The organism is Frankia alni ACN14a (assembly GCF_000058485.1).
Taxonomy (GTDB): domain Bacteria; phylum Actinomycetota; class Actinomycetes; order Frankiales; family Frankiaceae; genus Frankia; species Frankia alni.
The window spans coordinates 4,503,006-4,515,040 of sequence record NC_008278.1 but is presented as its reverse complement, the minus strand read 5'-3'; the positions used below and the strand labels follow the sequence as shown (position 1 = coordinate 4,515,040).

At 73.9% G+C, this 12,035-nt stretch carries 7 protein-coding genes; all 7 read left to right on the top strand.

All coding sequences use genetic code 11. From position 1 onward, the window contains the following. Positions 1 to 15 precede the first annotated feature (15 nt). The 7 genes from FRAAL_RS18230 to FRAAL_RS18200 all read left to right on the top strand — a co-directional run bounded on the left by FRAAL_RS18230 (position 16) and on the right by FRAAL_RS18200 (position 11,913). On the top strand, positions 16 to 852 hold the full coding sequence (locus FRAAL_RS18230; RefSeq protein WP_011605296.1) for an ABC transporter substrate-binding protein: 837 nt from the start codon (positions 16 to 18) through the stop codon (positions 850 to 852). Positions 853 to 1,001: 149 nt separating this feature from the next. Next, the gene (locus tag FRAAL_RS18225) at positions 1,002 to 5,198 is read left to right on the top strand and encodes a non-ribosomal peptide synthetase (RefSeq protein WP_011605295.1); all 4,197 of its coding nucleotides are present in this window, start codon (positions 1,002 to 1,004) and stop codon (positions 5,196 to 5,198) included. Between the two features lie 62 nt (positions 5,199 to 5,260). Continuing rightward, complete coding sequence (locus FRAAL_RS18220; RefSeq protein WP_011605294.1) at positions 5,261 to 6,226, top strand: TauD/TfdA family dioxygenase; 966 nt, start codon at positions 5,261 to 5,263, stop codon at positions 6,224 to 6,226. Further along, positions 6,223 to 7,893 carry an ABC transporter ATP-binding protein gene (locus FRAAL_RS18215; protein ID WP_041939459.1) on the top strand — a complete coding sequence of 557 codons (1,671 nt, stop codon included), beginning with the start codon at positions 6,223 to 6,225 and terminating at the stop codon, positions 7,891 to 7,893. The genes FRAAL_RS18220 and FRAAL_RS18215 overlap by 4 nt, the downstream gene beginning before the upstream one ends. Then, positions 7,890 to 9,725 carry an ABC transporter ATP-binding protein gene (locus FRAAL_RS18210; protein ID WP_050997168.1) on the top strand — a complete coding sequence of 612 codons (1,836 nt, stop codon included), beginning with the start codon at positions 7,890 to 7,892 and terminating at the stop codon, positions 9,723 to 9,725. Before FRAAL_RS18215 ends, FRAAL_RS18210 begins: the two co-directional genes overlap by 4 nt. Then, positions 9,719 to 10,765 (top strand): FecCD family ABC transporter permease, encoded by a 1,047-nt coding sequence (locus FRAAL_RS18205; RefSeq protein ID WP_011605291.1) that lies wholly within the window; start codon positions 9,719 to 9,721, stop codon positions 10,763 to 10,765. The genes FRAAL_RS18210 and FRAAL_RS18205 overlap by 7 nt, the downstream gene beginning before the upstream one ends. A gap of 152 nt (positions 10,766 to 10,917) precedes the next feature. Continuing rightward, the gene (locus tag FRAAL_RS18200) at positions 10,918 to 11,913 is read left to right on the top strand and encodes a FecCD family ABC transporter permease (RefSeq protein ID WP_011605290.1); all 996 of its coding nucleotides are present in this window, start codon (positions 10,918 to 10,920) and stop codon (positions 11,911 to 11,913) included. Positions 11,914 to 12,035 lie beyond the last annotated feature (122 nt).

Genomic DNA, 12,035 nt, shown 5'->3' with positions numbered 1-12,035 from the left:
GACACGTTCGGGACGGTGACCATCCCGAAGGCGCCGAGCCGGATCCTCTCGCTCGGCCGCACCGATCACGACGTCCTGCTCGCCCTGGGTATCGTGCCGATCGGCGTGTTCCAGTTCACCGAGGAGATGAAGCGCGGCGTCGGCGTCTGGGCGGAATCGAAGCTGGGCACCGTCACACCGGAGTTCTTCAGCCCGCCGTTCGACTACGAGCAGGTCGGCCGGCTGCATCCGGATCTGATTCTGGACGTGCAGTCCCGAGGCGACAAGGACGAGTACAAGTCGCTGACCGCGTTCGCACCGACCGTCGGCCTGCCGCCGGACCGCGACCCGAACTCCGTGCCGTGGCAGCAGTCCACGGACGTCATCTCCACCGCGGTCGGCCGCAAGACCGACGGTGCGGCGCTGGTCAGCAGGACCGAGGCACTCCTCAAGAAGGCGGCGGCGGACAACCCCACGTTCGCCGGTCGCACCGTCACCATTCTGCTGGCCTGGGAGGGAGAGGTCGCCGTCTACTCGTCGGCGGACACCCGCACGCAGGTCGTGACGGCACTCGGGCTCACCCCGTCGAAATATGTGACGAGCCTGGGCACGGAGGAGGCCTTCGTGAGCCTGTCCGCGGAACGGATGGCCGACGCGGACGCCGACGTGGTCATCGTCCTGAGCCAGCAGGGTCTGCCGAAGGAGAAGACGCTCGCCGAGTACCCGCAGATCGCGCGGATGGCGGCCGTCACGGAGAACCGGGCGGTCTTCCCGGACAACAACACCGGGCTCGCGCTCTCGTTCGCCTCGGTGCTGAGCATCCCTTACGCCATCAAGGCTCTGGTGCCCCAGATCGGGGACGCGCTGCGGTAGGCCCGGCTACCTGGCCAGCCCGGTGACCGGCCGCCCCGTCGGCCGAATGGCCGTGCAACCGAATGGCCGTGCAACCGAATGGCCGAAGGCCCGTATGACGGCGCTCGACTGGAGCCCGCTCCACGCGTTCGAGGAGAGATGGCGTACCCGTGAACCGCTCCAACATCGAGGAGGTCCTTCCCCTCGCCCCCCTACAGGAAGGCCTGTTCTTCCACGCGATGGCGGACAGCGACGCCGCGTACACCGTCCAGACGATCCTCGAACTCGAGGGGGCACTGGACCCCGCGCGGCTGCGGGCCGCCGCGCAGGCCCTCGTGGACAGGCATGCCAACCTGCGGACGGCGTTCGTCGTCGTCCCCACCGGAGCGGTGCAGGTGGTGCTGCGCCAGGTCGACGTGCCCTGGACCGAGGCTGAGGCCGAAACTGTGGCCGGTGCCGGTGCCGGTGCCGGTGCCGGTGCCGGTGCCGGCTCGGGTGGCTCCGGTCCGGGGGTTCGGGGACTGGCGGCGGCGGAGCGGGCCCGGCCGTTCGTCATGGACGCGCCGCCGCTGATCCGTTTCCTGCTCATCCGGACGGGGCCGCGGGCACACCGGCTGGTGATCACCAGTCATCACATCCTGCTGGACGGCTGGTCGGCGCCCCTGCTGCTCAGAGACCTTTTCTCCCTCTACGCCGGGGTGCCGGCCCCACGGCCCCGGCCCTACCGGGACTACCTGACGTGGCTGGCGGCCAGGAACCGCGACGAGTCCCTGGCGGTCTGGCGTCGGGTCCTCGACGGGCTGACCGAGCCGACGCTGCTGGCCGCCACCGCCCCACCGACTCCTGCCACCGTGCCACCGACTCCTGCCACCGTGCCACGCACTCCCGCCGCCCCGCCCACTCCCATGGTCGGGAACGCGGGCGAGGCCGGAGCCGGGGCTCCGGGCGGGGACGTCACGGCGGCGGCGCCGGACCATATCCCGGTCCCGCTCGCCGCGGACATCCAGCAACGCCTGCGGGGCCTGGCGCGCGACAGCGGCGTCACGCTGAGCACCGTCGTCCAGGCGGCCTGGGCGATCACACTGAGCCGGTTCGTCGGGCGCGGTGACGTGGTGTTCGGCGCGACGGTCTCGGGCCGCCCGCCGGAGATCGCCGGGGTGGAGTCGATGGTCGGCCTGTTCATCAACACCGTCCCCGTCCGGGTCACGGTGGACCCGGCGGAGACGGTCGCCGCCCTGCTGGGACGGCTGCACCGGACCCAGAGCGAGACACTGGACCATCACCACCTCGGGCTCGCCGAGGTCCAGGCGCTGACCGGGCTCGGAGCGCTGTTCGACACCCTGGTGGTGGTCGAGTCCTATCCGGTCGACAACGCCGCGATCGACCGGGTCCGGGCGGCCCTCGGCGTCGAGATCACCGCCGCGCGCACCGAGGACGCGACCCACTACCCCCTCACGCTGGTCGCCGACCCCGGCGCCGAGCTGCGACTGCAGCTGGAGCACCATCGCGGGCTCCTCGCCCCGCACCGCGCACGCGAGGTGGGCGAGCTGCTAGGCGAGGTGTTCGCGGCGATGGTGGAGGCCCCCGACGCGCTGCCGGTCGCCCGGCTCGCCGTCCCCGCACCGCCGCGGTTCGCGGCGGAGAACGCCGCCGAGAACGTGGGGCCGGAGCATCCGGTTTCGTTCTCGTCGGTGGTGGGTGTGTGGGATGGGGTGGTGGCTGCTGGTGGTGGTGAGGTGGCGGTGGTGTGTGGGGGTGTGTCGTTGTCGTTTGGTGAGGTGGATCAGGTTGCGTCGCGGTTGGCGGCGTGTCTGGTGTCGGTGGGGGTGGGGCCTGAGGTGCGGGTGGGGGTGGTGGTGCCGCGGGGTGTGGAGGTGGTGGTGGTGATGGTGGCGGTGTGGAAGGCGGGGGGTGTGGTGGTGCCGGTGGATCCGGCGCATCCGGTGTCGCGGGTGGGTGTGGTGGTGGGGGAGGCGGCTCCGTTGGTGGTGGTGACGTCGTCGGTGGTGGCGGATCGGGTGGCGCAGGCGGGATTCTCGGGTCGGACGATTTTGGTGGACGACCCGGGTTCCTGGCCGGAGGTGAATACGAATACGAATACGAATGCGGGTTCGGGTTCGGGTTGTGGCGCGGGGGTGGGTGCGGGTTCGGCGGCGTATGTGGTGTTCACGTCGGGGTCGACGGGGCGGCCGAAGGGTGTGGTGGGTACGCATGGTGGTCTGGTGAATCTGGCGTTGGCGCATCGGGCAACGGTGATCGATCCGGTGGTGGGGCGGCTGGGTGGCCGGCGGTTGCGGGTTCTCAATGTTTTGTCGTTCGCGTTTGACGGGTCGTTGGATCCGCTGGTGTGGATGTTGGCGGGGCATGCGATGCATGTTCTGCCGGATGGTCTGATGGGGGATGCGGCGGGGATCGTGCGGTTGGTCCGCGACGAGCGGATCGATTTCGTGGATGTGCCTCCGTCGTTGTTGGAACTGCTGGTCGACGACGGTCTGCTGTCCGGTGAGTGGGTGCCTTCGGTGGTGGCGACGGGGGCGGAGGCGGTGGGTACCCGGTTGTGGGATGCGCTGGGTTCGGCGGGTGTGCTGGGGTTGAATTTTTATGGTCCGACGGAGTGCACGGTGGATGCGACGTGGACATCCGTGGAAAGCGGTTCAGGGCCGCATATTGGCCGGGCGGTCGCGGGGCTGCGGACGTTTGTGTTGGACGGCGGGTTGTTGCCGGTGCCGGTCGGGGTGCCGGGAGAGTTGTATGTGGGTGGTGCGGGTGTGGCGCGTGGTTATGCGGGTCGGTCGGGGGAGACGGCGTCGCGGTTCGTGGCGGATCCGTTCGGGGATGGGGTGCGGCTGTACCGGACGGGGGATCTGGTGCGGTGGCAGCCCGAGGGCACGTTGGAGTTCCTGGGCCGAGCGGACGAGCAGGTGAAGATCCGTGGCTATCGGGTGGAACCCGGTGAGGTCGAGGCGGTGTTGGGTGGGCTGCCTGGGGTGGGCCAGGCGGTGGTGGTTGCTCGTACCGACAGTGGTGTCACCCGTCTGGTCGGCTACGTCACCGCCGATCACGCCAGCACGGTCGACCCTGATGGGCTTCGTGCCGCTGCGGCGGTGGTGTTGCCGGACTATCTGGTGCCTGCGGCCGTGGTCGTGTTGGCGGCGTTTCCGGTTTCGCCGAACGGCAAGCTGGACCGCCGGGCGTTGCCCGCGCCGACGTTCACCGGCGGGGCCACCACCGGCCGAGCCCCGGCGAACGACACGGAGCGGGCGCTGTGCGAGATCTTCGCCGATCTGCTCGGTCTGCCGGAGGTCGGCCCGGACGACTCGTTCTTCGCCCTCGGCGGGCACTCCCTGCTCGCCGCCCGCCTCGTCGTGCGCATCCGCCGGGACCTGAGCGCCGACCTGCCGCTGAGCGCTATCCTGCGCGCGCCCACGCCCGCCGGCATCGCCGGTCGCCTGGACGGGACCGCGGACCTGGTGGCGGACACCGCCCTGGACACCCTCCTGCCGCTGCAACGCCCGCCGTCGCGGGACCGGGGCACGACGGCGGCCCCGCTGTTCTGCGTGCATCCAGGCCTGGGCCTGAGCTGGACCTATGCCGGACTGCTGCGCTATCTCGGCCCGCAGCGGGCGGTCTACGGCCTGCAGGCGACCGAGATCGACCCGGACGTGCCGCCCACGGTCCGCGCGATCGCCGAGCGCTACGCCGACGTCGCGGCTGCGGCCGAACCCAGCGGACCGATCCACCTGCTCGGCTGGTCCCTGGGCGCCGTGCTGGCCCACGCGGTCGCCTGCGAGCTTGAGGCGCGGGGCCGCGAGGTTCCGTCGATCGTCATGTTGGACGGCTATCCCGAGCTGGACGGTGGCGCCGGGGACGCCGGTGGCGCCGGGGACGCCGGGGGAGGCGGGGGAGGCGGGGGAGGCGGCCAGGGTGCCGCATCAGGCGGCGCCGCGTCCGCCGAGCCGGTGAACACGGTCTCCCGCTTTCTGCACACCCTGCTGCAACGCTCCGGGCATCCGGTCGACGACCTGCACCCGGACGAGGTCACCCCCGCCGTCGCCCACGCCCTCGCCGAGCGGACCGGCAGCCTGCTGGCCGGCGCCGGTGAGCGGCGCATCGGCGCGGCGGCCCGCAGCCTGCTGGCCGTCGCGTCGGTCGACACCGGCGTGAAGCCCCGGCGGTACGGCGGGCGGGTGGAGTTCGTCCGGGCCCTGCCCGAGCCCGGTGAGACACCGGCCGACCCGACGGACTGGGCGCCTTACGTCGCCGGCGGGCTGCGCGTCCATGCCGTGGACCTCGCCCACGAGGACCTGCTGTCCCCGGCGGCGTTGCCGGCCGTCGGCCCCCTCGTCGCGCAGGCGTTGCGCCCGTGACGAACCTCCCCTCCACCGCAACGACCGATCCGCACAGCCGAGCGAGAAGGGCCGAACCCGCCATGACGGACGCGATCGGGTGGCCGGCGGGCGGTCCCGGCGCCACCGGGCTTCCCCTGGTCGTCGAGGGCGACGGGCCCGTCGTCGACCTGCTGCGCCGCGACCGGGACCGGCTGCGCGACCACCTCGCCGCCCGCGGGGCGGTCCTGCTGCGCGGGTTCGACGTCGGCGGGGCCGAGGGGCTGGAGGAGGCGGTGCGGGCGCTGTCCGGCACGCCGCTGCCGTACACCGAGCAGTCCTCACCCCGCAGCGTGATCAAGGGCAACGTCTACACCTCGACGGACTACCCGCCGGCCGCGGAGATCCCGCTGCACAACGAGATGTCCTACCAGGCGACCTGGCCGCTGACCCTGTTCTTCCACTGCGTCGAGCCGGCGCTGACCCAGGGCGCGACGCCGCTGGCCCACGTCCACGCGGTGCACGAGATGATCGACCCGGACGTCCGCGCGGAGTTCGAGCGCCGCCGCTGGATGGCCGTGCGCACCTACGGCGAGGACGTCGGCCTGAGGTGGCGGACCGCCTTCGACACCGACAGCCGCGCGCAGGTCGAGCGGCTGTGCGCCCGCGGCGGGCTGACGCCGACGTGGCTCGGCGCCGACGGGCTGCGGACCACCGCCGTGCGCGACGCCGTGCACCGCCATCCGGTCACGGGCCTGCCGGTGTGGTTCAACCACGTCGTGATCTTTCACGAGAGCAGCCTGCCCGCGGACGTCCGCGAGGTGCTGCTCGACGCCTACGGACCGGACGGCTTCCCGAACAACTCCCGCTACGGCGACGGCGGGGTGATCCCGGACGACGTCGTCGCGCACCTGCGGCAGTGCTACCGGGCCGCGTCCGTGCGCTTCGACTACGCGCGCGACGACCTGCTCGTCGTCGACAACATGTCCGTCGCCCACGGCCGGGAGCCCTACACCGGCCCACGCCGGATCGCGGTGGCGATGGCCGAGCCGTCCGCGGGGGCCCGATGACCCCCGCCGTGCTGCGCCGGTCGATGCTCGCGCACCGGCGGCGGATCGTGGCCGCCGCGACGCTGCTCATCGGCTACCAGAGCGGCGAGGCGCTCGTCCCCGTCCTCATCGGCGTGGCCGTCGACCAGGCCACGGCCACCGGGGACCGGGCCCGGCTGCTGCTCTGGCTGGCCGTGCTGGTCGTGGACTTCGCCGTGCTGTCGCTGTGCTGGCGGTTCGGGATGCGCGTCGCGCTGCTCGGCGGCGTCCGGGCCGATCGGGACCTGCGCCTGGCCGTCACCGCGCGGGCCCTCGACGACCGCGGCACCACCCGGACGGACCTGCCGGCGGGCGCCCTGGTGAGCATCGCCACCGCGGACGTCCGGCGCACGACGAGGGTGAACTTCCTGCTGCCGCACGGCGTCGCCGCGGTGGTCGGCATCGGGGTCGCCAGCATCGCGCTGCTGGTCGTCTCGGTGCCGCTCGGCCTGCTCGTCCTGCTCGGCACGCCCGTGCTGCTGCTGGTGGCGCGGTGGCTGAGCATCCCGCTGGAACGCCGGGCGGAGGTGCAGCAGGACAGCGCCGCGCGGGCGGCGGGCGTCGCCGTCGACCTGGTCCGCGGCGTGCGAGTCCTCAAGGGCATCCGCGCCGAGGAGGCCGGGCGGGCCCGCTACCGGGCCGTCAGCCGCGACTCGCTGGCGGCGACGCTGCCGACCACCCGCGCCGAGGCCGGGCACGCCGGCGCGCTGTCCACGGTGACGGGGCTGTTCCTCGCGCTGGTCGCGCTGGTCGGCGGCCGGCTGGCGGCGTCGGGCGAGATCTCCGTCGGTCAGCTGGTGTCCGCGGTGGGGCTCGCCCAGTTCCTGCTGACGCCGCTGAGCACGTTCGGGGAGATCATCGCGGTGCTCGCCGCCGGCCGGGCGTCCGCCACGCGAATCGGCGGTGTTCTGGAGGCGGCGCCGGCGACCCCGCTCGGGCAGGCCGGGCTCGGCCCGTCGATCACCGGCGAGATCACCCTGGCGGAGGTGCGCGGCGGCGGCCTCGACGGCGTCACCCTCACCGTCGAGGCCGGCGAGCTGGTCTGCGTGGTCTGCGCCGACCCGGCCACCGCCGGCGCCCTCGTGCGCTATCTCGCCCGCGAGGCGGACCCGTCCGACGGGCGGATCCTGCTCGACGGGACGCCGTTCACCGCGCTGGCGCCCAGCGCGCTGCGCCAGGCCGTCCTGGTGTCCCCGCACGACGCGAGCCTGTTCGAGGCAACGATGCGGGAGAACATCGTCGCGGGTCGTCCCGGCGACCCGGCCCGCGCGGTGCGGGCCGCCCGGGTCGACCAGATGACCGCCGTCTTCCCGGCCGGGCTGGACACCCCCGTCGCCGAGCGGGGCCGGTCGCTGTCGGGTGGCCAGCGTCAGCGCGTCGCGCTCGCGCGGGCGCTGCACGCCGACCCGCCGGTGCTCGTCCTGCACGATCCGACGACGGCGGTGGACACGGTCACCGAGACGGAGATCGGCGCCGGCCTGCGCGCGCTGCGGGCCGGGCGCACCACCCTGATCGTCACCAGCAGCCCGGGGCTGCTGGCCGTGGCCGACCGGGTGGTGTTCGTCGAGGGCGGCCGGGTCGGCGCCGACGGCCGCCACGACACCCTGGTGCACGCCAACACCTCCTACCGCGAGCTGGTGCTGGCATGAGCACACCCGCGGACGCCGGGCGCGTGCCGGCCGGCGAGCCCCTGCCGGACGCTGGGCTTCTGCCGGTCGCCGACGCGCGCACCACCCGGGCCGCGGTGCGCGTGCTGCTGGCCGCGCACCGGGCCCGGGCGGCGTTCGCCGCGGTCTGCCTGCTCGCCGCGGCGGCGTGCAGCCTGGCGGCGGCTCCGCTGCTCGGGCGGATCGTGGACCTCGCCGCCGACGGCGACGCGTCCGGTCTGACCAGGCCGGTGCTGCTGCTGGCCGGGGCGGCGATCGGGCAGGGGGCGTTGGCCTACGCCGGGATGGCGGCCGTCGCCCGCCTCGGCGAGGAGGTCCTCGCGACGACCCGGGAGACGTTCGTCGACCGTGCGCTCGACCTGCCGCTGGAGCGCATCGAGCGGGGCGGCTCGGGTGACCTGACCTCGCGCGTCACCGAGGACATCGCGATGGTCAGCGAGGCCGTCCGCGGCGCCGTCCCGGAGTTCGTCCAGTCGGCGCTGATCATCGCCCTCACCCTGGCCGGCCTCACCGCCCTCGACTGGCGTTTCGCCGTCGCCGCGCTGGTCGCACTGCCCATCCAGGCCCTGACCGCACGGTGGTACGTGCAGCGGTCGGGCCCGATCTACGGTGCGCGCCGCCGGGCCGCGGGCGGGGAGCAGCAACAGTTGCTGGAGACCGTCGGCGGGGCGGCCACCGTCCGCGCGTTCGGCCTGGCCGGCGCGCACGTCGACCAGGTGGAACGCCGGATCGACCGCAGCATCTCCGCGACCGTCGCGCTCACCCGCCTGCACACCCGCTTCTTCGGCCGGCTCAACATCGCCGAGGCGGTGGGGCTCAGCGCCGTCCTGGTGACCGGGTTCCTGCTCGTCGACGACGGCGCGGTGACCATCGGCGCGGCCAGCGCCGCGGCGCTGTACTTCGCGAACCTGTTCGGGCCGGTGAACTCGGCGCTGTTCCTCCTCGACACCCTGCAGTCCGCCACCGCGAGCCTGGCCCGGATAGTCGGGGTGACCGACCTGCCCGCGCCACCGCGCCCGCCGGACCCGGTCACCTCCGCGGGGGCGGACTCGCCGGCGGACCTGGACGCGGCGCCCGCCGACGGCTCGTTGGCGGTGCGGGACCTGCGCTACACCTACCTGCCCGGTCAGGAGGTGCTGCACGGCGTGAGCTTCGACGTCCCGGCGGGCGGGTCGGTGGCGCTGGTCGGCGGCAGCGGCGGCGGGAAGACCACGCTGGCCAAGCTGCTCGCCGGGGTGCACGCGCCGAGCGCGGGGACGATCCGGGTCGGCGGCAGCGGCGGCACCGGGACGGATCCGGTCACCCTGCGAGCGACCGTCGCCCTGGTCACCCAGGAGGTCCACGTCTTCGCCGGCACCCTCGCGGAGGACCTCCGGCTCGCGGCGACCCGGGCAAGCGAGACGGAGCTGTGGAACGCGCTGGCCGCCGCCGGCGCGGCCGACTGGGTGGGCGCCCTGCCGGACGGGCTCGACACCGTCGTCGGTGACGGCGGCCTGGCCCTCGACCCGGCGCGGGCGCAGCACCTGGCCCTGGCCCGCCTGCAGCTGGCGGACCCGGCGGTGGCGATCCTGGACGAGGCCACGGCGGAGGCGGGCAGCAGCGGCGCCCGGCAGTTGGAGGCCGCCGCCCAGCGGGTGCTGGCGGGACGCACCTCGGTCGTCGTGGCGCACCGGCTCAGCCAGGCCGCCGACGCCGACCTGATCCTCGTCCTCGACGACGGCCACGTCGTCGAGCGGGGCTCGCACGAGGACCTGCTGGCCGCGTCCGGCCGGTACGCCCAGCTCTGGCGCACCTGGTCGGCACACCGATGCTGACCTCGACCGAGGTGCGCAGCGCCACGGCCGGCGGCGGGGCCGACCGGCACCGTCCGCTCGTGCGCGGCCTCGGGTTCGTCGTCGCGCTGGGCGTCCTCGCCTGCGCCGTCGCGCTCAGCCTCGCCGTGGGCGCCAAGCAGATCGACCTGGGTACCGTCTGGCACGCGCTCGGCCACGACGACGGCAGCGACGACGCGTTCATCGTGCGCGAGCTGCGGCTGCCGCGCACGGTGCTCGGCGTGCTGGTCGGCCTCGCGCTGGGCCTGGCCGGGGCGGTCATCCAGGGGCTGACCCGCAACCCGCTGGGCGATCCCGGCCTGCTGGGGCTCGAGACCGGCGCCTCGGCGGCGGTCGTCGTCGCCATCGCGATCCTGGGAGTGTCCACCCCGGCCGGCTACGTCTGGTTCGCGCTGGCGGGCACCGCGGCGAGCGCCGTCGTGGTCCACACGCTCGGTTCGCTCGGCCGGGCCGCGTCGCCCGAGCGCATGGTGCTGGCCGGCGCCGCGGTCAGCGCCGCACTGACCGCATTCATCGGGGCCGTCCTCCTGATCGACGGGCAGGCGTTCGACCGCTACCGGTTCTGGGCCGTCGGGTCGCTCGCGGGTCGGCCGATGACCATCGTCTGGGAGGTCGGCCCCTTCGCCGTGGTCGGCGCGCTGCTTGCCCTGGGTCTCGGCTCGAGCCTCAACGCGCTGGCGCTGGGGGAGGAGACCGGGCGGGCGCTGGGTGTTCGGGTCGGGACGGTCCGGGCCGTCGCCGCGCTCGCGGTGACGTTGACGTCCGGGGCGGCCACCGCGATCGCGGGGCCGATCGGGTTCGTGGGGCTGGCCGTGCCGCATGCCGCCCGCCTGGTCACCGGGCCGGACAACCGCTGGGTGCTGGCCTACTCCGCGGTGCTGGCGCCCGGCCTGGTGCTGTTGGCCGACGTGATCGGCCGGGTCGTCGTGGCCCCGAGCGAGCTGGAGGCGGGGATCGTCACGGCCCTCATCGGAGCCCCCGTCCTGATCGCCCTGTGCCGCCGCCGGACCGTGGCGCTGTGAGGGGCGCTGCCAGGGGCGCTGTGGGAGGCACCCGGGCGGTCGCCGCCGACACTGGATCGCCGGTGCCGCCGGTGCCGCCGGTGCCGCCGGTTCAGCCGGTTCAGCCGGTTCAACCGGTTCCGTGGCGGGCCGTGCGGTTGCTGTCGGGCCGCGTGTCGATCCGGGTCCGGCCGCGCGCCGTCGTGGTCGGCGTCGTGCTGGCGGCGCTGGTACTGATCTTCGGTGTCTGGACGTTGATGACCGGCGAGTACCCGGCGACGGTGGGCGAGGTGCTGCGCACCCTGTTCGGCGCGGGCCCACCGGGCGCGGAGATCATCGTGACGCGGTTCCGGTTGCCCCGGCTGGTGATCGGCATCGGGGTGGGTGCCGCGCTCGGCGTGGCCGGAGCGCTGTTCCAGAGCCTGTCCCGCAACCCGCTCGGCAGCCCCGACATCATCGGTTTCACCACGGGGTCGGCGACGGGTGCGCTTCTGGTCATCCTGGTCTTCCCCGACAGTCCGATCGGCACCCCGGCCGGCGCGATCCTCGGCGGGCTCGTCACGGCCCTGCTCGTGTACGCCCTGGCCTACCGCCGCGGCATGCAGGGGACGCGGCTGATCCTCGTCGGGATCGGGGTGTCCGCGGTCGCCGAGGCGGTGAACTCCTACCTGCTCAGCCGCTCCTCGCTCGACGCCGCGCAGGAGGCCCAGCGCTGGCTGGTCGGCAGCCTCAACGGCCGGAGCTGGGAGTACGCGGGCCCGCTGTGGGCGGCACTCGCCGTCCTGCTGCCGATCACCCTGCTCCTCGCCCGCCGCATCGAGATCGTGGAGCTGGGGGACGATCTCGCGCTCGCGCTGGGGATCCCGGTCGAGCGGGTGCGCCTGTCGCTGGTGGTCTGCGGGGTGGCCCTGACCGCGGTGGCCACGGCGGCGGCGGGTCCGATCGCCTTCGTGGCGCTGGCCGCGCCGCAGACAGCCCGCCGGTTGGTGCGGGCCGGGACGACGTCCCTGGTGCCCGCCGCGCTGACGGGATCGCTGATCATGGTGGCCGCGGACTTCGCCGGGCAGCGGCTGCCGCACGCGATCCAGCTGCCCGTCGGGCTCAGCACCGGCGCGATCGGCGGTCTCTACCTGATCTGGCTGCTCAGCGGAGAGCTACGCCGAGGCTGAGCCGGCCGGCGCGCGCCGAGAACGGGAGATTGTCGGCGGCGGGCGGGGGGTAGACGAAGGTGTCAATTTTAGGTAAACCTTACTTAAGGGAAACGGCGACGGATGTCGCGGGCTGAGATTCA

What these genes read in the sequence shown, in the direction of transcription:
- FRAAL_RS18220 (WP_011605294.1), top strand. Translation starts at nt 5,261, where the DNA reads ATGACGGACGCGATCGGGTGGCCGGCGGGCGGTCCCGGCGCCACCGGG.
- FRAAL_RS18215 (WP_041939459.1), top strand. Translation starts at nt 6,223, where the DNA reads ATGACCCCCGCCGTGCTGCGCCGGTCGATGCTCGCGCACCGGCGGCGG.
- FRAAL_RS18210 (WP_050997168.1), top strand. Translation starts at nt 7,890, where the DNA reads ATGAGCACACCCGCGGACGCCGGGCGCGTGCCGGCCGGCGAGCCCCTG.
- FRAAL_RS18205 (WP_011605291.1), top strand. Translation starts at nt 9,719, where the DNA reads ATGCTGACCTCGACCGAGGTGCGCAGCGCCACGGCCGGCGGCGGGGCC.